This window comes from Bradyrhizobium sp. USDA 4502, assembly GCF_054063355.1.
Genome location: NZ_JBSSGF010000001.1, coordinates 7,303,728 through 7,324,236, shown reverse-complemented (window position 1 = coordinate 7,324,236; position 20,509 = coordinate 7,303,728). Strand labels below are relative to the sequence as shown.

Here is a 20,509-nt window from a genome sequence, read left to right as displayed (position 1 = left end):
GAGTTGAGCATACAGGTTGCGATCTTAAAAATATTGGCCAGTCACGTCCGCGGCAAAGCCACAATCAATTCACTTAAGCACGATCTCGCCGTGCTCTCATCGAGCGGCGACGATTGGCATGCGCGGATCAAACGTCTGGCGTCGCGGGTCCCCGAACTCGACATCTTTAGCCATGGCTATGTGCTCCGTGACGTCGAAGGCTGGGAGATCACATCGGCCGGTCGCGAGTTCCTGCGTGCACTGGAAGCGGTCACGCAAGACAATCTGCCGTCCGCGCCATCGGCCGATACCGTAATCCACGCCGAGGGCAGGCTGATCGTGGTCGGTCACCGCTTCAAGAATCAGGTGCGGGCACCGAGTGATCCCGAACAGAGCACATTGGCGCGCCGCCGGCCGATCCGCGAGCCGCATTGAACCTCACTGCGCTGCCCGCGACCTACCTTCGGGACGTGGCTCCGGAGGTCGCAAATGACTGCTTTGGCTCAATCGATCGCACGCGCGTTTCCGGCCAATTCGCTTCGGAGCAGCATCGCCCGGCATGTCCTGCTGCTTGCCTCCGCGGTCCTGTTCGTCGCGGCGCTCAGGGCAAGCTACGGCCTCGATCTCAGCGCTGGTCTCTTCTAGCCGCGCGACAAATTATCCGGCCTCAAGTCATATTGGGTTAACCGGACCGAGGTAGCCGGGCGCACGCTTTCCTTGCATCTCTAACCCGGGCCGGTCTTCCATGGATAAGCCGATGCGCTGCCAGTGCGGCAGGACGCGAACCATTGTGCTCGACAAGCATTTCCGCACCGCGCTGGTATGCCCGAAATGTGATGAGGTTCAACTGACCGGGCCGGCGAGGCCGGAGGAACGGGTGTTGACCGCACGCTAAAGCGCGGTCGTGTTCGGCGCCGAAACCCGCTAGGTTCCGTCTGACGAAACGGACCAAAGCGAAACCCGATGCCGCAGCCTGCCCATACCGCCGCCATCACCCTTGCCGACATACGCCGTGCCGCGGATGTGATCCGGGATGCGGTCATGGTCACGGCCTGCAACGAGAGCCGCACGCTGGGCGAGATCTGCGGCTGCCGCCTGTTCCTCAAATTCGAGAACCTGCAGTTCACCGCGACGTTCAAGGAGCGCGGCGCGCTGAATCGCCTGCAGGCGCTGTCGCCAGAGGAGCGCAAGCGCGGCGTGATCGCGATGTCTGCCGGCAATCACGCCCAGGGCGTGGCCTATCACGCCAAGCGGCTCGGCATCCCCGCTACCATCGTGATGCCGATCGGGACGCCGATGGTGAAGATCGAGAACACCAGGCGGCACGGCGCCGAGGTCATCATCACCGGGCAGACGCTGGAAGAATGCTTCGCGTTCGTTGGCTCGCATGCTGCGCAGAAGGGCCTGATCCTGATCCATCCCTATGACGATCCGTTGATCATTGCAGGGCAAGGCACGATCGGACTTGAAATGCTCGCGACGGTGCCGGAGCTCGATATCCTGGTGGTACCGATCGGCGGCGGCGGGCTGATCTCGGGCATCGCCACGGCCGCGAAGGCACTGAAGCCGTCGATCCAGGTCGTCGGCGTGCAGGCCCAGCTCTATCCGTCAATGTACAATGCGGTCAAAGGCGAGCAGCTGCCGATGCGCGGCGACACCCTCGCCGAGGGCATTGCGGTCAAGGCGCCCGGGCAGATCACCACGAAAATCGTGCGCGAGCTCGTTGACGACATCATCCTGGTCAGCGAGGACCAGATCGAGCGCGCGGTCGCGACCCTGATCTCGATCGAAAAGACGGTGGTCGAAGGCGCCGGCGCCGCCGGTCTCGCGGCGGTGCTCGCAGCTCCCGAGCGCTTTGCGGGCAGCTCAGTCGGCCTGGTGCTGACCGGCGGCAATATCGACACCAGGCTGATTGCCTCGGTCCTGACCCGCGAGCTCGCGCGCGAGGGACGACTGACGCAACTGGCGCTCGACATCGTCGACCGGCCCGGACAGCTCGCGGCGGTGTCGATCCTGCTTGCCGATGCCGGCGCCAATATCATCGAGGTCTCGCATCAGCGCACCTTCTCCGACCTTCCGGCGAAGGCGACGCTGCTCGAGCTCGTGATCGAAACCCGCGACCGCGCCCATCTGGAGGACGTGCTGGCAAGGCTCAGCTCCGAAGGATTCGCGGTCCGGGAAAGTTAGCTGTCAGACTGCTTGACCGTCATCCTGAGGCGCGAGCGGGGCGAGCCTCGAAGGATGAATCGGCCACCAGCCGGGCCGTCGATCCTTCGAGACGCGCGCAAGTGCGCGCTCCTCAGGATGACGGATTTCAATGGGCGAACTAACCCTCGTTGTCACCCGCCGCCAGCTCGGCGAGCTTCGCGATGGTGTTGATGTTGCGCGCGGTACCCTTGGCGGCGGCGGGGATCTTCAGCTTCGAGCGGCCCATGCCGCTGCCATAGGCGACATAGATCTCGCGCTTGCCGAGCCGCACCTCTTCGTCCTGCTGGCCCTTGATGTCCTTCAAGGCATCCTTCGGCGGCGGCTCGTCGAGGAAGATCGCGACAGTATAGTTCGGCGGCGCTTTCGGAAACGGATTGGCCCTCAGCACCGCGGCGATCTCGTCCGCGCTGCGGATGACGATGCCGACCGGCTTGCCGGCATAGGCCTGCAGCCGCCGCTCCAGCGCGGCCTTGACCTTGGCCGCGCCGAGCTTCGAGGAGAATACGACATTGCCGCTGGCGATATAGGTCTGCGCGTCGGCAAATCCCTCGTCGACGCACATCGCCTTCAACTCGGTCATCGGCAGCTTGCCGGTGCCGCCGACATTGACCGCGCGCAGCAGGGCGACGTAACGCGGCATCGACTAGCCGTCGGCTTTCTTCTTCGTAGGCTTCTTGGCCGGCGGCGGCTCTTCCATCGCCTTCTTCATGGCGCGCGCATAGGCGTCGGCGGCGTTCTCGGCCGAATTCTGCAACCGCTTGGCGGTCGCGGTTGCGTTCATCATCGTGCTCTTGGCCAGGAAGCGGAAGCGCGCCTTGGTCTCCTTGTCCTTGGCCTTGGCGGCGCGCGTGACCCAGACGGCCTGGCGTTTCTTGGCAGCCGCCATCACGGCCTTGGTCTGCGCTTTTGCGGTTTGCCGGATGACGGCGTCGAGGTCGGCTTCGGCCATTCAGATGCACTCATTGACTGGACATGCGCCGGGAGGGCGCACGGAGGGACGGGAGCTACCCCTAGCGTAACCGGTGCCGTTTGAACATGCGATCGTTTTGCGAATTCCCGGAGGATCGCATCGACCCCTGTACCGAGGCTTGCGCGGCGTGCGCTAGTCTCCTGACGACCCCGGCGGCACCTTCGCGCCGGCGAGCAGTCTGGCCAGCTCGACCTGCCGGCCCAGTCCGGTCTTGGCCAACACCGCCTTGAGCTGGTTGCGAACCGTTTCGCGGGAAATGCCGAATGCGCCGGCGATTGCCTCGACGGTGCGTCCTTCGCCAATGCCGCGCGCGACGCGCGCCTCCGCCGGCGTCAAGTCGAACAGGCCCTGCAGCACCTCCGCGGTCGGCACCTCGGCCGGCACCACCGGCGTCACGATCACGATCGCCGCCGCGCGATCGAACAGGTCACGCGCTGCGCCGTGGATCGGGACCAGATGCACGATCAGCGGCGGCCGATCCTCCTGCGCCGCGATCGGCACCGAGCGTACCTCCACGCCGATCAGTCCCTGATCAAGTGCGGCCAGCGCCTGGGCGAACAGCGCGTCGGCAGTGGTCGCCGCCAGCGTCAGGCGCTCGCCGCGATCCTGCATCACGTCGGGCACGAGGCGGTCGAACAGCGCGTTGGCCGCCATCAGGCGGCCGCCGCGCCGCAGCACTGCCGCGGGCAGGCCGAGCATCGCCAGCGATTCGGTTGCCGCCCTGGCGCGCTCCATCCCGAGCCGTGCCGACAGCAGCGCGGCACGCGCCAGATGCGGCCGCAGCGCGTCGAGCTGCTCGATTGCTTCCCGCTCGATCGGTCCGTGCTGGTATTCGCGCTCGACGCTGTAGATCAGCACGTCGCCGCTCGGCACCGCGATCGCAGTACCGGCGCCCCATCCGAGCCCGCGCGGGCGGAAGAATTCGCGGATCTGGAAGTCCTGCTGCACCTCCTCGGGCGTATCGAACACGTCGATGTCGCGCAGGAAGCCGGCATGGTTGGCCGCGAGCAGGCGCGGCAATCGCCCGTTGCGCTCGTGCCAGCCGCCCTCGACATAGGCCACCGTGTCGTCGTGCATGTCGGGCGACGCGACCCAGCGGACGTCGTGTGGGGCCGCCGTCAGCAGCACGATACCGCGCGCACGCGCGATTGCACCGACCTGATGCAGGACATTCGGCCACAATTCGGGGATGACCGCGGCCTCATAGGCCAGTTCAATCAGATGCTCGTGCAGGTCGTTCGCCATCGGTCATCCCAAAAACCGTTGTTGCCCAATAGATAAACCCGGCTACCCCGGAAATATTGCGTAAAGCAATTCAGCCCGAGCCACGAGTCCGGGTTATTCCGGTGCGCGTTCACGCGCATCAGGAGGGAATTACGACGTTTTCGCCGCTCTTCTTCGCGATTTTCGCGCGGGCGCCTGGAGCCTCGCTCGCTCGGCTGCGACCCGGCGCGCGGCCGCCGGCGCCCGGACGACGCATTCCAAGGCCGATGCCAGGTCGGCGGGGCAGGCCCAAGACTTGATAGAGACTCGATAGAGACTTGATGAAGACCCGATAATCAGGGCCCGACGATCATCGCCGCGTGTGGCAAAATCGAAGCTGCGTGACAGGTGGAAATATTCGGAAGCATCTCGAATCCCGATTGGCGTGACTGGCGCTGCGCCAGCCCCGCCGGCGTCACACATTTGCAACGCTGCACGCGATCGTTCGAGCATGAACATCCTTTAATTTGTATCCGCGCAACCCGTGGCGCCAGCTAGGGCATGATCCGGAAAAGTGCGAAGCGGTTTTCCGAAAAGGATCATGCCTAAGGGGCGGCCTTAAGCGCGATGACGATTCAAACCGGGTCTCATCGCGCTTGGAGCGGCCACCTCTGACATTCATGCGAGCCATCGTCGGCTCGGGGAGAGTCGATGATCAGTCGCAGGGCTCTTTCCGGATTGTTGATGACGCTGGTCGGCCCCTCGTCGCGGACCGGCAACGACAGGCTGGCGCTGGACCATTGCCAGGGATCATGCGCGAATGTCGACTTGCCGACCCTTGGCTACGATCAGTTCTGCCGGTCGTTGTTCGATATCGCGGCAAGCGGCAGGCTGCATGCGGTCGCAACCGGTTCGGAGATTCGCGGAGAGATGCGATCTCTGTTCCGGGCGCGGCGGCTTTATCGGCCGTCGCACGACGAGATCCGGGTTCACTGGCGCGCGCCCGCGGATGGCTTCTCGGTCGTGAAGGTCGAGTTCGATCTGGAATGCGGCGTGCCGGTGCGCGGATGTCTTGGAATTCCCGACGGAGAATTCAAGGGGTTGATCCTGCTCGGCCACGGCATGGCGAGCACGCCGGAGCGCTGCTTCGACGATGCCGACAAGGACTACATGAACGCGCTCGGCAAACGGCTATGTGGGGACGGCTACGTCGTCTGGTGTCCTTACATCATCCAGATCGGAAATCAGGAGAGCCAGAACAACATCGCCGCGATGCTGGCATCCCACGGTGTCTCCGCGCACAACGTGTCATGCGCATCGCTTGACGCCGGCGAAATCGTTTGCAGGAAGCTCACCGGCGTGTCGGGTTTGAATGTCGGCGTCTACGGGGTGTCCTGGGGCGCCTTTCTCGCGCTGCATCTGGAAGCCGCGACGGGGCGGATGCGGCCGACTGTCGTGTCCGGATATATGCGCGACGAGAAGAAGTTTCTGACGTCATCCGTGATCACCAGGAATCTCGGCGTCGAACTTGCGGCTTACATTCATTTCAGCAACGGCCGCGCCAAGTACGCCGGCGCGGAGCTGGCGTACTTGCTCTGCCCGTGCCCGCTGTTCGTCGAGATCGGGAGCCGTGACGGTGCAAACGCGCTGGAACTTGGGCGGGATGAAAAGTTTTCTCAAATGCAGTCGATCTACGCATCGTCAGGCCATCCGCATTTGATCGACATGGACATCTTCGACGGTGTGCACGAGGTCAGCGGCAAGCGCGCGCGGCCGTGGCTATCCGAACGTCTGGCGTCGCCAGCCTATCAAGACACCTCTCGCTTGAAGAACGCCATCGCGTTGTGAGCGCAGCCTGACCTCGAGGGTACCGAGAGTGCGCTCGTGTGGGATCACATTGACGGGAGCTTTCGGCGCCGGCGGCATGCACTGAGCTGGTCCGCGCGGCCGCAATGGCTGTGTCATGGTGGCGTCGCAGCGCTTCACAAAGCTGGCTGTCGTCGGGATCGGCGCAACGATCGCGATCAGCTTACAGCATTGTCGGATTGGCCGCGTTATGATCTGCTGCAACGCACCTGCCCATCCTGACCTTCGGGTCTGAGGGAACTCGACGTCATATCCGTCTCGTAGCGTCTGTTGGTAGCCGAAGGGTTGGACTGCATGAGTGGTACGGAACGCATGCTCGGTGGCTTGGCAGGGTTTCTCGTATCGGCGGGACTAATGGCGGCGGGAGTATCGGCGGCCCATGCCCAGGCGGGGCCACCCGGGCCTCCTGCCGTGGGCGTGTTCGAGGCGGTGAAGCGGCCGATCACCGAAACCAATGAATTTCTCGGACGCATCGAAGCCCCCAACCGCGTCAACGTGGTGGCGCGTGTGACCGCGTTCCTGGACAAGCGGAACTTTGTCGAGGGCTCCGAGGTCAAGGCCGGTGATCTCTTGTATCAACTCGAGCGCGGACCGTTCGAAGCCGATCTCGCATCGAAGAAGGCACAGGTCGCTCAGTTGCAGGCGACGCTGGTCAACGCCAAGCTGACCACCGATCGCGCCAAGGCTCTGATGGGCGGCCCGGCCGGCCAGCAATCCAATGTTGATGCGGCGGTCGCCAACCAGCAGAGCCTCGAGGCGCAGGTGCAGGCCGCGCAGGCGCAGGTCGACCTGTCCCAGATCAATCTCGACTACACCATGATCCACTCGCCGATCGACGGCAGGATCGGACGCACCGCGGTCACCGAGGGCAACGTCGTGACGCCGAGCTCGGGAACCCTGACGACAATCGTCAGCCAGGACCCGATGTACGTCACCTTTCCCGTGCCGGTGCGCGAGGCGCTCGATCTGCGCGACCGTTATGCGACGCGCGGCGGCTTCAAGGCCGTCGTCATCCGCCTGCGGTTGCCGGACGGCCGGCTCTTCGACAAGACCGGCGAACTGAACTTCGTCAACAACACGATCGCGCAGAACACCGATACCATCTCCCTGCGCGGCACCATCCCCAATCCGCCGACATATACTTCCGTCGCGGCCGGCGGCTCGCTCCGCGAACTCACCGACAATGAGTTCGTGACCGTTCTCCTCGAAGGCGTGCAGCCGGTCGAGGTGCTCGCGATCCCGCGTTCGGCGGTGCTGTCGGACCAGCAAGGCGAATATGTCTATGTCGTCGGCGCGGACAACAAGGCCGAGCAAAGGCGGATCCAGCTTGGGCAATCGACAGCAACGATCGCGGCGGTGACGAGCGGCATCTCGCTCGGCGACAAGGTCGTCGTCGAGGGGTTGCAGAAGGTCAAGCCGGGCGAGGTGGTGGCGCCGGGGCCCGTCAGCGCGCTGATCCAGTCGAGCATGAAGGTTTCGGCGGATGGCGCCGCGAGCAGCGCGCCGAAATCGACGGGTAATAACCCATGATTTCTGCCGTCTTCGTCGATCGTCCGCGGCTTGCGATCGTCATCGCGTTCGTGATCACGATCGCGGGCGCGCTGGCGCTGATGCAGATTCCGGTCGCGCAGTTTCCGGACATCGTGCCGCCGCAGGTCACGGTCTCCGCCGTATTCCCCGGCGCATCGGCCGAAGTGGTGGAATCGAGCGTCGCCCAGCCGCTGGAAGCGCAGGTCGTGGGCGTCGACAAGATGCTCTACATGAAGTCGACCAGTGGCAATGACGGCAGCTACACGCTGACGGTCTCCTTCGCGCTCGGCACCGATCCCGATATCAACACCGTCAACGTCAACAACCGCGTGCAAAGCGCGCTCGCGCAATTGCCGACCGAGGTGCAGGCGCAGGGCCTGACCGTGCAGAAGAAATCCTCGGCGGTGCTGCAATTCATCGTGCTGTACAGCAAGAGCGGCGATCAGGATCCGCTGTTCATCACCAACTACGCCATCATCAACGTGCTGGACGCGATCTCGCGCACGCCTGGTGTCGGACAGGCCTCGCTGTTCGCGAAGCTGAACTATTCGATGCGGATCTGGTTCGACACCCAGCGCCTGACCAGCCTCAATCTGGCGCCGTCGGACGTGATCGCCGCGATCCGGGCCCAAAGCGTGCAGGCGCCGGTCGGCCGCATCGGCGCGCGTCCGATCAGCAATGACCAGCAGTTCCAGTTCAACGTGCAGACGCAGGGCCGCCTGACGACATCCAAGCAGTTCGGCGACATCGTGCTGCGGGCCAATCCGGATGGATCGGTGCTGCGGATCAGGGACGTTGCCCGCGTCGAGATCGGCGCGCAGAACATGGATTCGGAGTCGCGGATCGACGGCAATCCCGGCGTGCCGATGGGCATCTATCTCGCGCCCGGCGCCAATGCCGTGACCACGGCCAAGGCGGTGCAGGCCACGCTTGCGCGGCTGTCGGAGCGGTTTCCGCCGGGGCTGACCTATCTCGTGCAGTACGACTCCACCACCTTCGTGTCCGATACGATCAAGGAGGTGATGAAGACGCTCGGCGAGGCCTTCGTGCTCGTCGTGATCGTGGTGTTCCTGTTCCTCGGCAATCTGCGCGCCACGGTGATCCCGGCGGTCGCGGTTCCGGTCAGCCTGATCGGCGCCTTCGCGGTGCTGCTGGCGCTCGGCTATTCCGCCAATACGGTCTCGCTGCTGGCGATGGTGCTGGCGATCGGCATCGTGGTCGACGACGCCATCGTCGTGGTCGAGAACGTCGAGCGCGTCATGGAGGAGGAGCCGGAGCTGTCGCCGGCCGACGCCACCAAGAAGGCGATGGCGCAGATCACGGCGCCGATCATCGCGATCTCGCTGGTGCTGCTCTCGGTGTTCGTGCCGATCGCGTTCATCCCCGGCATTTCCGGCACGCTGTTCCGCCAGTTCGCGGTGACGATCAGCGCCGCGATGGTGATCTCGGCGCTGAATGCGCTGACCTTGTCGCCGGCACTGTGCGCCGTGTTCCTGCGTCATGGCGGGCCGCGCCGCGGCATCATGGGACGGGTGCTCGGCAGCATCGACTGGGTACGCGACCGCTACGCCGGCGTGGTGCAACGGCTGGTTCGTGTGGCGGTGCTGTCACTGGTTGCGGTGCTGGTGTTTGCCGGCGCGGTGTTCGGCGTGTCGAAGATCACGCCGACCGGCTTCCTGCCCGAGGAGGATCAGGGCGCCTTCTTCATCGCGGTGCAATTGCCCGACGGCGCGTCGGTGGCACGCACCAGCGAGGTCACCAAGCAGGTCGAGGCGCTCTTAAAGAAGAATCCGGCGATCGACCATGTGCTGTCGATCATCGGCTTCTCGCTGCTCGACGGTGCCAGCGAGCCGAATTCGGCATTCATGGTGGCGCGCATGAAGGCGTTCGCCGACCGCAAGGCCGTCACCGACTCGGTGCAGGCGGCGATCGGGCAGACCTTCGTCGGGGGATCGCAGATTCGCCAGGCTTCGGTGCTGCCGTTCAACCTGCCGCCGATCATCGGGCTTTCGACCTCCGGCGGATTCGAATATCAGCTCGAGGCGCTCGAAGGGCAGGATCCGGCCTCGCTCAGCAGCGTGATGGGCGGGCTGATCGGTGCTGCCAACCGCAATCCGAATCTGGCCCGCGTGTTCTCGACCTTCACCGCGACCAACCCGTCGGTCTATCTCGATATCGATCGCGCCAAGGCGCAGGCGCTCGGCCTCAACATGGCCGACGTCTTCACCGCGCTGCAGGCCACGCTCGGCGGCATCTACGTCAACAACTTCAACCTGTTCGGCCGCACCTGGCAGGTCAATGTGCAGGGCGATGCAGCCGATCGCCGCGACATTCCCGACATCTGGCAGATCTATGTGCGCAACAGCGGCGGCGAGATGGTGCCGATCCGTTCGATCGCAAGCCTGCGCATCGTGACCGGACCGCAGGTGATCACGCGCTACAACAATTATCGTTCGGTCACCGTGAACGGCAGCCCGGCGGCGGGCGTGTCCTCGGGCACCGCGATCGCGACGATGGCCGAGCTCTCCAAGTCGACGCTGCCTTCCGGCTATTCCTACGAGTGGACCGGCACGGCCTATCAGGAGCAGGCGGCCTCCGGCCAGACCGGCATCATTCTCGGCCTCGCGGTGCTGTTTGCCTATCTGTTCCTGGTCGCGCTGTATGAGAGCTGGACGATCCCGATTCCCGTGCTGCTATCGGTCACGGTCGGCGTGTTCGGTTCCTATCTTGCGATCAAGCTCGCGGGCCTCAACCTCGATCTCTACGGTCAGATCGGCCTCGTGGTGCTGATCGCGCTCGCCGCCAAGAACGGCATCCTGATCGTCGAGTTCGCCAAGGAGCAGCGCGAGGCCGGCAAGCCGATCGCGGAGGCCGCGACGATGGGCGCGCAAATGCGCTTCCGCGCCGTCATGATGACATCAATTGCCTTCATCCTCGGCCTGGTGCCGCTGGTGGTCGCGACCGGTGCCGCGGAAATCAGCCGCCGTGCGGTCGGCACCGCGGTGTTCGGCGGTATGCTCGCCGCAAGCTCGGTCGGCATCTTCCTGGTGCCGATGCTGTTCGTCACCTTCCAGGGCTGGCGCGAGGGTGTAAAGAACCGCTTCGGCAGACGGACCAAGGCGGAACAGCCTGCCTCGCATTAGATCCTGCCTAATCCCTTCGCGCATTAGGGAGGCGCGTGGGGGCGGGTCTATGCTACTGGCCTCATCGATGGAGTTCTGGATTGAGCGTTGCCTTCACCAAGGAAGAAAGTGCCGAGACCGCGTCCGAAACGCTGTTGCCGGACCGCCCCATTTCGCCGCATCCCAACCTGGTGACCGAAGCAGGACGCAAGGCGCTGGAGCGTGAGCTCCAGGCGGCACGCGAGGCCCTTGAGGCCGCGCAGCAGCTGGACGATATCAACGAACGGCGGCGGCAGTCGGCGGTTCCGTTGCGCGACGCGCGCTATCTCACAGAGCGGCTCCGCACCGCGCAGGTCGTGCCTGACCCTGCTTCCACCGAAACTGTTGCCTTCGGCAGCACGGTGACTTTCAGCCGCGCCGACGGGCGGGTGCAGACCTATCGCATTGTCGGCGAGGACGAAGCCGACCCAAAGGCAGGCTCGATTTCCTTTGTCTCGCCGGTAGCGAGGTCGCTGATGGGCAAAGCCCTGGGCGACGTCGCAGGCTCGGGCGATCAGGAGCTGGAGATCGTCGCGATCGCTTAGAGAGTGATGGGATTAGATTGAATGGCGGTCGCAAAGGCGACGCGTCCCTCGCCCCGTTCTTACGGGGAGAGGGTTGGGGGTGAGGGGCTGCCTCCGCACACGCGGAGACAGATACTCTCGCGGAGACTCCCCCTCTCACCCGGAACGCATCTGCCGATGCGTTCCGACCTCTCCCCGCACGCGGGGCGAGGTGAACCGGAGTCCGCCGCTCGATTCGGAGCAAAGTGATCACGCTGCCGGCAGGGCAAGCCGCTCGATAGTCTGAATATGCCGCGCCAGCAGGCTGCAGGCCTGTTCGATGTTGCGTGCGCGCAGCGCCTGCAGGATCACGCGATGATCCTGGCTCGGCCGCGGCCGCCAGCCGGCGTTGCGCGCCATCGCGAACACCAGTCGCGAATTCGCAAGCTGCAGGCCGTCGAGGCTGGCAAGCAGCCGCGGCATCGCGCACGGCGCCACCAGCGCATGGTGAAAGGCGCGATTGGCCATCTCGAAATCCTGCACCGTCTCGGCATTGTCGCCTTCGATCATGGCGAGTTCGATCCGTGCCAGATGGGCCGATGTGAGCCTGGGGGCGGCATTGCGCAACGCGACCACCTCGAGCGCGGCGCGCATCTCGGCGATTTCCTTCACCGACCTGGTGTCGAGCGGCGCGACCCGCACCCCGCGTCGCGGCACCGCAACAACGAGATGCTGCGCCTCCAATTGCCTGAAGGCCTCGCGCACCGGCACGTGGCTCGAATGGAATTCGCGCGCGACATGATCCTGCCGCAGCGGCGCGTCCGGCAGCAATTCGCCGTTGATGATGCGCTCGCCGATCGCTTCGGCGATGCGCCCCGCGGTGGTCGTGTTCTCGCCTTCGCTCGTCATAGATTATCTATCGTAAAAACGGGTGCGCGCGCGTACTGGCTCGGCTAGCATCGTTCTAAGTCCACAGATCATAGATAATATACCAGATTATCTATGATCCACAGCAAACGAGAAAGCAAGCCATATGGTTGATGTCGTGGAAATCGAACGGACCGACAGCGGCACCAGTGCAGCGCCCCGCAAGACCTGGGACCGTACCGAGGCTGAAGCACTCTACAATTTGCCGTTCGCGGATTTGATGTTTCAGGCGCAAGGCGTGCATCGCGCCAACTTCAATCCGAACCATGTCGAAACCGCGAGCCTGCTCAGCATCAAGACCGGCGGCTGCCCGGAAGACTGCGGCTACTGCTCGCAAAGCGCGCATTACGACACCGGCCTGAAGGCCACTCGCCTGATGCCGCGGGACGAAGTGGTCGCGGTCGCGCAGCGCGCCAAGGACGCTGGCGCAACCCGCTTCTGCATGGCTGCGGCCTGGCGCAGCCCGAAGGACCGCGATCTCGATCAGGTCTGCGACATGGTCAGCGCGGTGAAGGGCCTCGGCATGGAAACCTGCGTCACGCTCGGCATGCTGACGCCAAAGCAGGCCGAGCGTCTCTCTGACGCCGGGCTCGATTTCTACAACCACAACGTCGACACCTCGCCCGAGTTCTACGACAAGATCATCACCACCCGCACCCTGCAGGATCGCATCGATACGCTCGCGCATGTGCGCGACGCCGGCATCAAGGTCTGCTGCGGCGGCATTATCGGCATGGGTGAACAGGTCGATGACCGGCTCGGCATGCTGATGCTGCTTGCCAATCTCCCCAGCCATCCGGAGAGCGTGCCGATCAATCTGTGGAACGAGGTCAAGGGCGTTCCGGTCAACGACACCGCGGAACGGCCCGATCCGATCGCGCTGGTGCGTCTGGTTGCCACTGCGCGGATCATGATGCCGAAGAGCGTGGTGCGGCTGTCGGCCGGACGGCAATACATGACCGACGAGCTGCAGGCGATGTGCTTCCTCGCCGGCGCGAATTCGATCTTCATCGGCGATGTGCTGCTGACCACCAGGAACCCGCAGCGCGATCGCGACGCCGATTTGCTGGACCGGCTCGGCATCAACTCCGCCCTCGCCTGAGCGCAACTCCGGCACGCGCGCGGCGGGATTCGCCGCGCGACCAACTACAAATCTGAGAGAGAAGCATGAGCGCAATCCATGCGGCCAAGGTCGCTGATTACGCCGCGGCCTTGCACGCCCTGAGCAAGGACGATCGGCTGCGCGGTCTTAAGCCGCGCGCGGGCATCGATTTCGTCTCGAACGACTATCTGGCGCTCGCGAACGCGCCGCGCATCAAGAATGCGGTCTCGGCCGCGCTCGAGGCCGGCACACCGATCGGCGCCGGTGGGTCGCGGCTGCTGCGCGGCAATTGCGAGGAGCACGAACGGCTAGAGGCCGAAGCCGCCGCGTTCTTTGGAGCCGAGACGGCGCTGTTCTTCGGTGGCGGCTATGTCGCCAATTTCGCCGTGCTGACGACGCTGCCGCAGCGCGGCGACCTCCTGGTGCTCGATTCTCTCGTGCACGCCAGCATCCATGAAGGCGCGCGCGCCGGCCGGGCCGAATTCCGGATCAGCGCGCACAATGATCCCGGGTCGGTCGAAGCCACCATTCGCGGCTGGCGCGCCGAGGGTGGCACGGGCCGGGTCTGGATCGTGGTCGAAAGCGTCTACAGCATGGACGGCGACGTCGCGCCGCTCGACGACCTCGTCGCCATCGCGGACCGGCACGACGCGTTCCTGATGGTGGACGAGGCGCATGGCACCGGCGTCTATGGCGAGCAGGGGCGTGGGCTGACGGCGTCCTATGAGGGGCGCGAGAACCTCGTGATCGTTCATACCTGCGGCAAGGCGCTGGGCGCCGCCGGCGCGCTGGTCACGGCTTCGACCGTGCTGCGCGACTTCATGGTCAATCGCTGCCGCCCGTTCATCTTCGCCACTGCACCGTCGCCACTTGTGGCCGTCGCCGTGCGCGAGGCGGTGCTGATCCTGCAGCAGGAGCCCGTGCATCAGCAGCGCCTGGCAAAACTGGTCGCGTTCACGCATCGCGAGCTCGACCTGCGCGGTTGGCGCAGCCCGTCGCGCTCGCAGATCGTGCCCTATATCGTCGGCGACAATGCGCGTGCGATGCAGCTGGCGTCTGCGCTGCAGGCGCGCGGCTTCGATATCAGAGGCATCAGGCCGCCGACCGTGCCGGCAGGCTCTGCCCGGTTGCGGATTGCGCTGACCCTTAATGTCGACGAGGACGACGTGCGCGCGCTGCTCGACGCGCTGGTCGACGAGACCAAAGGCTGGTCGCGATGACGAGCCGGATCGTGATCACCGGCACCGATACCGGGATCGGGAAGACGGTGTTCTCCGCGGGCCTCGCCGGCTTCCTCGGCGCGCGCTACTGGAAGCCGGTTCAGGCCGGCCTCGAGGAGGAAACCGATGCGCAACTGGTCGCACGGCTTGGCGGGCTCCCGGCGGATCGCATCGTGCAGGAGCGTTACCGGCTTCGAACGCCGGCTTCGCCGCATCAGTCTGCCGCACTCGACGGCGTGCGCATCGACGCTGCCGCGCTCGGCGTGCCCGATGCCGGGGACCGTCCGCTGGTGATCGAGGGCGCCGGCGGGCTGATGGTGCCGCTCGACGGCAACACGCTCTATATCGATATCTTCGCGCGATGGCGCCTTCCGGTCGTGCTGTGCGCCCGCACCGCGCTCGGCACCATCAATCACTCGCTGTTGTCGGTCGAGGCGCTGCGCACGCGCGGGATCGACATTCACGGGATCGCATTCATCGGCGAGAGCAATCCCGAGAGCGAGCGCGCGATCTGCGAGATCGGGCAGGTGCGCCGGCTGGGCCGGTTGCCCTGGCTTGCTCCGCTTGCGGCAGACACGCTGAAGGCAGCGTTCAAGGCGTCGTTCCGGCGGGAAGATTTCAATCCATGACATCCGCTCGGAAGTCGCCGATCTGGCACCCGTTCACCCAGCACGCGCTGCACGGCGAGATGACGAGGATCGTGCGTGGGGAGGGCGCCTATCTCTACACCGCGGATGATCGCCGCATCATCGATGCGATCGCATCCTGGTGGGTCGTGACCCACGGCCATTGCCATCCGCACATCGTGCGCGCGATCCAGGACCAGGCGGAGCAGCTCAACCAGATCATCTTCGCGGGCCATACCCACGATCCGGCCGAGCAGGTCGCCGCGCAGCTGTTGAAGCTGGCGCCCGACGGGCTCGATTACGTGTTCTTCTCCGACTCTGGCTCGACCAGCGTCGAGGTGGCGCTGAAGATGGCGCTCGGCTACTGGCACAATATCGGCGCGACGCGCACGCAGATCATCGTGATGGAAAATTCCTACCATGGCGACACGGTCGGGACGATGTCGGTCGGCGCGCGCGGCGTCTTCAACAGGGCTTACGAGCCGCTGCTGTTCGACGTCGCGTCGATCCCGTTTCCGGCGCCTGGCTATGAACAGACGACGCTCGACGCGCTCGAAGCCGCGTGCAGGAAGGAATCCGCGGCAGTGTTCATTGTCGAACCGCTAATCCTGGGTGCGGGCGGGATGCTGATGTATCCGCCCTGGGTGCTGAAGGAAATGAAACGCATCTGCGCAGCCGCTGGCGTGTTGTTCATCGCCGACGAGGTGATGACCGGCTGGGGCCGCACCGGCACCTTGTTCGCCTGCGAGCAGGCGGACGTTAGGCCCGATATCGCCTGCTATTCGAAGGGCCTCACCGGCGGTTCGCTGCCGCTCGCGGTGACGCTCTGCCGGGCCGAGATCTACGACGCACATTATTCCAGTGATCGTTCGCGCACCTTCTTCCATTCCAGCTCCTACACGGCAAACCCGGTCGCCTGCGCTGCTGCAAAAGCAAACCTCGAGCTCTGGCAACACGGTGCAGGCGCGCGCGTCTCCGCGGTGGCTGCGATGCAGGAGCGTCTGCTCGCCGCGTTCCGTGCCGACGCGCGCTTCGAGAACGTCCGCCGCACCGGGACCATCACCGCACTTGATCTGAAAACAAGCGATGCAGGCTATCTCGCCGGCATCGGCCCAAAGCTTCAGGCCTTCTTCGAACGCCGCAACCTGCTGCTGCGGCCGCTCGGCAACACGATCTACGTCATGCCGCCCTACTGCGTCACGGAGGCGGATCTCGAGGAGATCTACGACGGGATCAGGTGCGCGGCTGACGCGCTGGCTTGACGACGCGCGTCGCGCCCAAAAGTCAGGGATTGATCATTGCATCGCGGGCCGTGGTGCCCGCGATGGGGGCTCATACGAAATCGGCGTGCCCTTGCAGGCACGCCGATGAGCCCGATCATGAGTGCTGGCGTGGCGCCGGATGCGGCCTCGTAGCAGGATGCGGCCGTGGCGCCGGTCGTGACACATGCGGCGGCGCGGGCCGATGCACAACCGCTTGCGCGACGCGCGGTGCCGGTGGATGCGCGACCGCGCGTGGCTGCGGCGGTGCATGCTGCACGAGCTGCGGTCTTGACGCCGGCGGAGCGACGTGCGGCGCGGGTGCGGGATGTGCGCTGGTGCCGGGGAGAGCATGCGCAGTCGGCAAGGCGTGTCCCGGCGGCAAAGCGTTCCCCGTCGGTAGAGCGTGTCCGGCCGGCGAAGCGCTTGCTGTCGGCAGGGCGTGTCCTGGCGGCGGAGCATTCCCCGTCGGGAGTGCATGTCCCGTTGGCAAGGCGTGTGCGGCCGTGGGTTGCGCATGTCGGGGCGGCGGCGCCGCGATCGGCTTGCCCGGGCGCGCGGCCACCACGCCGGCGCCGCTGAACCGTGCTGCGTGCGCGGTCGCGGCGACCGCCGGATGACCATGGTTGTTGGCGAGCGTCAGCGCCGGATTCTTCATCGCCGCTTCCGCGTGTCGCGTCTGCTCGCCGGTCGCGGCCACGTGGTGCGCGCTCTGGGCCGCGAGCTGCTGTGGCGTCGGCTTCACCGTAGTGCCGCCGGTGCCGCCGTTGTAGCTGACGTTGGTCGTGTTGTTGACGACGGTCTTGTTGTAGACGTTGGTGACCGAGACGTTCGAGATGTTGTTGACGGAACTGTTGTAGAAGAAGCTGCCGCCGCGCCAGTAGCCGCCCTCATAGCCGACGCCGGTGTAGCCGAAGCCATAAGAGATGCCGCCGTAGAAGCCGACCGTCGCGCCCCAATATCCGGCGTGGAAGCCGTAGGCGCCGTCGCTCCAGCCCCAATAGCCGGGAGTCCACAGCAATTCGGGCGCTGGCGGAAGCACCCATGTGCCGGGCACCCAGTAGTAACCGGTGTCGTCGTTCCATGCCCAATAGCCCGGAGTCCAGATGTAGCCGGGCGCGGGGATCGGCGGCTGGACATAGACCGGCAATGGCGGCGGCGCCGCATTGACGGTGATGCCGATGGCAAGCTGCCCGCGTGCTGGCGCGAGCGGTGAGAGACAGCAGAGGCTGAGAGCCAAGGCGAAAGGCAGTCCGGCGATGCGGCGCATGGCACATACTCCAATCTTCTTCCCCCAGCGTTGGAGTCGAATAGTGGCGGCGACATGAACCCGTTGTGAATGTTTGTGCTGACACCGTGATTTCGAGATCGCGCGACGGCGGGATCGTTAACGACGGCGAATGCAAGTCAGCTCGGTGTCAGGATGGAACGCGACGGTGCGGTCGCGTCAGCTTCATCACTGCGCCAAATAGTCGAATTTTCGATTTGAATTGGACGACGACCCCCTGCGCGTCATCAATCGGTGCCTGGAGCATCCGGCTGCCAAAGGCCGGGCAGGGAGGTTTGGCATGGCGCGATCCGCCGACATCGACATCAACGCGGGTGCGCGCCTCGACAGGCTGCCGATCTGCGGATTCCACTGGCGCATCCTGGCCCTGATCGGCGCCGGCATGTTCCTCGACGCGTTCGATATTTATCTGGCCGGCGGCGTGCTGGGCGCCGTGCTCAAGGAAGGCTGGTCGACGCTCGAGCTCAACGCCGCATTCGTCTCCGCGACCTTCGTCGGGATGACGATCGGCGCGTGGTGCTCCGGCATCCTCGGCGATCGGTTCGGCCGCCGCTTCTCCTATCAGATGAACCTCGCGATCTTTGGCCTCGCCTCGATCGCCGCGGCCTTCGCGCCGAACATGATCGTCCTGATCGGCCTGCGTTTCATCATCGGCATTGGCCTCGGCGCAGAGATCGTGGTCGGCTACGCGACGTTGACGGAATTCGTGCCGGCTTCCTCGCGTGGGCGCTGGATCGGGCTGCTGGCCGTGATCACCAATTTCTCGCTGTTCGTCTCGTCGATGGTCGGCCTGTGGCTGATCCCGACGCTTGGATGGCGCTACATGTTCGGCCTTGTCGGTTGCCTTGCGATGGTCGTCTGGATTCTGCGCAAGTCGATGCCGGAATCGCCGCGCTGGCTCGCCGCCAACGGACGCGCCGATGAAGCCGAGAAGATCCTGTCGGCGATCGAAGCCGAGGCCGCGCGCAAGGCGACACTGCCTGCCGTCGCTGCCCGCGCGCCGGCGCAGGAGTCTCCCGGCGCCGTCTGGCGTCTGTTCCAGCCGCCGTATCTCGCGCGCACGCTGCTCGGCAGCCTGTTGCACATCGTCGTCGGCTTCAGCCTCTACGGGTTCATCGGCTGGCTGCCGACCTTCATGGTCAAGGGCGGCCACAGCGTGGTTTCCTCGCTGGGTTATACCACGGTGATGGCGCTGGGCGGCCCGGTCGGCTCGCTGATCGGGCTCGTGCTGGCGGACCGGCTCGGACGCAGGCTGTCGATCGTCTGTTCGTCGATTGCGGCAGCGGCGCTCGGTATCGCCTATCCATACATGCCTGATGGTGTTGCGCTCGCGGCCGTGGGCTTCCTGCTGATCACCGCAATCTACGTCATGCTGGCGACCGGGTTCGCGATGCACGTCCCCGAACTGTTTCCGACGCGGTATCGGCTTCGCGGCACGGCGATCTGCGCCACGTCCGGACGCATCGCGACCGCGCTGGTTCAATACGTCGTGGTTGCGATCTTCGCCTGGCAGGGGCTGACCGGCGTGCTGACGACCTTGGCCGGCATCCTCGTCTTCCAGGCCGTGGTCTTCCTCGTGTTCGGTTTCGAGACCAAGGGGCGTTCTTTAGAGGACGCATCGGCCGTCACGGACGCCGAGGCAGCACGTCAATCGCCCATGGCGCGGAGGCCGGCGGACCTCGGCGCCTAGTTCAGGTCGGAGCACGCCGCCCTGATCCGGTCGCGGAGCCAGCCGTTGGCGTTGCTCTGATCGTATCTGCGGTGCCAGTACAACATCCAGTCGAACGGCGCGGACTCGAACGGCAGTTCCTCCATCCTCAGATCGTCGTCCATCAGCACGGTCGCGAGGTGCCTCGGCATCACCGCGAGCAGATCGGTCTTCTTCAAGACGTGAGGCACGACCAGCCAATGCGGCACGTTCAGGGCAATGCGTCTTCGATGGCCGCGTTCGGCGAGCACGTCGTCGACGAAGCGAAGATCGGTCGGGCTCATCGAGACCTTCATGTGCTCCTGCGCGATGAAGCGCTCAAAGGTCAGCCGTGCGCGCTTGATCTGGTGTCCGCGTCGCATCAGGCAGACCATGCGGTCGCGCAGCAGCGTCTCGGAACGGATCGATGCGGAATGCTCGAGCCCCATGCTCACCGCGACGTCGATCTCGTCCCGCTCCAGCGCATCGATCGTCAGGGCGGGTGGCAGATGGATCGTGTTGTAGGAAATTCGGCCCTCCGGCGGCCGCGCTGCGGCGAGCCGCGGCAGCAGCAGGCACGCGAGAATGTCCGACATCCTGATCGTGAAGGTGCGTTCGGTCCGGGCTGGATCGAAGCCGGCGTCGCTCGCCATCACGCGCTCGACCTGGCGCAGGACCTGGCGCAGCGGCTCCGCCAGTTCGGTGGCGCGGGGCGTCGGCTTCATCCCGGTCGTGGTCCGCACCAGGAGTTCGTCCTTGAACATCGCGCGCAACCGGTTGAGCGCATTGCTCATCGCCGGTTGACTGAGGCCGACGCGATCCGCCGCCTTGGTGACGTGACGCTCGGTCAGCAGTGCGTCCAGCGCGACGAGCAGATTGAGGTCGATGGATCGAAGGTTCATCCATCATTCATATCGTGAATGACGAAAGATAACAAATCCATTTCATCCATGATGGTGCAGCGCGTATCAATCGATCAG

At 65.0% G+C, this 20,509-nt stretch carries 18 protein-coding genes; 12 read left to right on the top strand and 6 right to left on the bottom strand.

Translation table 11 applies throughout. The features are described from left to right. Positions 1–90 precede the first annotated feature (90 nt). From ACVW1B_RS34105 to ACVW1B_RS34095, 3 genes are all read left to right on the top strand, one after another. On the top strand, positions 91–414 hold the full coding sequence (locus ACVW1B_RS34105; protein ID WP_456793383.1) for an aminoacyl-tRNA deacylase: 324 nt from the start codon (positions 91–93) through the stop codon (positions 412–414). 54 nt (positions 415–468) lie between these two features. After that, on the top strand, positions 469–624 hold the full coding sequence (locus tag ACVW1B_RS34100) for a response regulator (protein WP_225162097.1): 156 nt from the start codon (positions 469–471) through the stop codon (positions 622–624). 318 nt (positions 625–942) lie between these two features. Next, positions 943–2,166 carry a threonine ammonia-lyase gene (locus ACVW1B_RS34095; RefSeq protein WP_253605914.1) on the top strand — a complete coding sequence of 408 codons (1,224 nt, stop codon included), beginning with the start codon at positions 943–945 and terminating at the stop codon, positions 2,164–2,166. Positions 2,167–2,305: 139 nt separating this feature from the next. On the opposite strand, the gene ACVW1B_RS34090 is transcribed toward ACVW1B_RS34095, so the two are convergent. The 3 genes from ACVW1B_RS34090 to ACVW1B_RS34080 form a co-directional block, all read right to left on the bottom strand. Continuing rightward, positions 2,306–2,827 carry a DUF1697 domain-containing protein gene (locus ACVW1B_RS34090; RefSeq protein ID WP_253605916.1) on the bottom strand — a complete coding sequence of 174 codons (522 nt, stop codon included), beginning with the start codon at positions 2,825–2,827 and terminating at the stop codon, positions 2,306–2,308. 3 nt (positions 2,828–2,830) lie between these two features. Next, the gene (locus tag ACVW1B_RS34085) at positions 2,831–3,136 is read right to left on the bottom strand and encodes a hypothetical protein (RefSeq protein ID WP_092080911.1); all 306 of its coding nucleotides are present in this window, start codon (positions 3,134–3,136) and stop codon (positions 2,831–2,833) included. 153 nt (positions 3,137–3,289) lie between these two features. Next, positions 3,290–4,402 carry a helix-turn-helix transcriptional regulator gene (locus ACVW1B_RS34080; protein ID WP_253605918.1) on the bottom strand — a complete coding sequence of 371 codons (1,113 nt, stop codon included), beginning with the start codon at positions 4,400–4,402 and terminating at the stop codon, positions 3,290–3,292. A 669-nt stretch (positions 4,403–5,071) separates the two neighbouring features. Between ACVW1B_RS34080 and ACVW1B_RS34075 the strand changes: the two genes are divergently transcribed. The 4 genes from ACVW1B_RS34075 to greA all read left to right on the top strand — a co-directional run bounded on the left by ACVW1B_RS34075 (position 5,072) and on the right by greA (position 11,462). Continuing rightward, a complete protein-coding gene (locus ACVW1B_RS34075) occupies positions 5,072–6,208 on the top strand; it encodes a hypothetical protein (protein WP_253605920.1) in 1,137 nt (378 codons plus the stop codon). A gap of 312 nt (positions 6,209–6,520) precedes the next feature. Beyond that, positions 6,521–7,756, top strand: a complete 1,236-nt coding sequence (locus ACVW1B_RS34070; protein ID WP_375166536.1) for an efflux RND transporter periplasmic adaptor subunit — start codon at positions 6,521–6,523, stop codon at positions 7,754–7,756. Beyond that, the gene (locus tag ACVW1B_RS34065; protein WP_225646657.1) at positions 7,753–10,899 is read left to right on the top strand and encodes an efflux RND transporter permease subunit; all 3,147 of its coding nucleotides are present in this window, start codon (positions 7,753–7,755) and stop codon (positions 10,897–10,899) included. Before ACVW1B_RS34070 ends, ACVW1B_RS34065 begins: the two co-directional genes overlap by 4 nt. An 80-nt stretch (positions 10,900–10,979) precedes the next feature. Further along, on the top strand, positions 10,980–11,462 hold the full coding sequence (gene greA / locus ACVW1B_RS34060; RefSeq protein ID WP_057015361.1) for a transcription elongation factor GreA: 483 nt from the start codon (positions 10,980–10,982) through the stop codon (positions 11,460–11,462). A gap of 228 nt (positions 11,463–11,690) precedes the next feature. Here the strand turns inward: greA and ACVW1B_RS34055 are convergent, their stop codons facing one another. After that, positions 11,691–12,329 (bottom strand): GntR family transcriptional regulator, encoded by a 639-nt coding sequence (locus tag ACVW1B_RS34055; protein WP_168856607.1) that lies wholly within the window; start codon positions 12,327–12,329, stop codon positions 11,691–11,693. Positions 12,330–12,453: 124 nt separating this feature from the next. On the opposite strand from ACVW1B_RS34055, the gene bioB reads away from it, so the two are divergent. The 4 genes from bioB (at position 12,454) to ACVW1B_RS34035 (ending at position 16,557) form a co-directional block, all read left to right on the top strand. Further along, positions 12,454–13,449: a biotin synthase BioB gene (gene bioB / locus ACVW1B_RS34050; protein ID WP_253605921.1), complete on the top strand. Its 996-nt coding sequence runs from the start codon at positions 12,454–12,456 to the stop codon at positions 13,447–13,449. Between the two features lie 65 nt (positions 13,450–13,514). Continuing rightward, entirely contained in the window at positions 13,515–14,669 is a 1,155-nt protein-coding gene (locus ACVW1B_RS34045; RefSeq protein ID WP_253605923.1) for an 8-amino-7-oxononanoate synthase, read from the top strand. Then, a complete protein-coding gene (gene bioD, locus ACVW1B_RS34040; protein ID WP_253605924.1) occupies positions 14,666–15,298 on the top strand; it encodes a dethiobiotin synthase in 633 nt (210 codons plus the stop codon). The genes ACVW1B_RS34045 and bioD overlap by 4 nt, the downstream gene beginning before the upstream one ends. After that, positions 15,295–16,557, top strand: a complete 1,263-nt coding sequence (locus ACVW1B_RS34035; RefSeq protein ID WP_253605925.1) for an adenosylmethionine--8-amino-7-oxononanoate transaminase — start codon at positions 15,295–15,297, stop codon at positions 16,555–16,557. The genes bioD and ACVW1B_RS34035 overlap by 4 nt, the downstream gene beginning before the upstream one ends. Positions 16,558–16,672: 115 nt before the next feature. On the opposite strand, the gene ACVW1B_RS34030 is transcribed toward ACVW1B_RS34035, so the two are convergent. Beyond that, positions 16,673–17,824 (bottom strand): YXWGXW repeat-containing protein, encoded by a 1,152-nt coding sequence (locus ACVW1B_RS34030; RefSeq protein ID WP_253605927.1) that lies wholly within the window; start codon positions 17,822–17,824, stop codon positions 16,673–16,675. Positions 17,825–18,122: 298 nt separating this feature from the next. Between ACVW1B_RS34030 and ACVW1B_RS34025 the strand changes: the two genes are divergently transcribed. Continuing rightward, positions 18,123–19,532: an MFS transporter gene (locus tag ACVW1B_RS34025; protein ID WP_253605934.1), complete on the top strand. Its 1,410-nt coding sequence runs from the start codon at positions 18,123–18,125 to the stop codon at positions 19,530–19,532. On the opposite strand, the gene ACVW1B_RS34020 is transcribed toward ACVW1B_RS34025, so the two are convergent. Further along, positions 19,529–20,431 (bottom strand): LysR family transcriptional regulator, encoded by a 903-nt coding sequence (locus ACVW1B_RS34020; protein ID WP_253605936.1) that lies wholly within the window; start codon positions 20,429–20,431, stop codon positions 19,529–19,531. The genes ACVW1B_RS34025 and ACVW1B_RS34020 overlap by 4 nt on opposite strands. Positions 20,432–20,509: the final 78 nt, after the last annotated feature.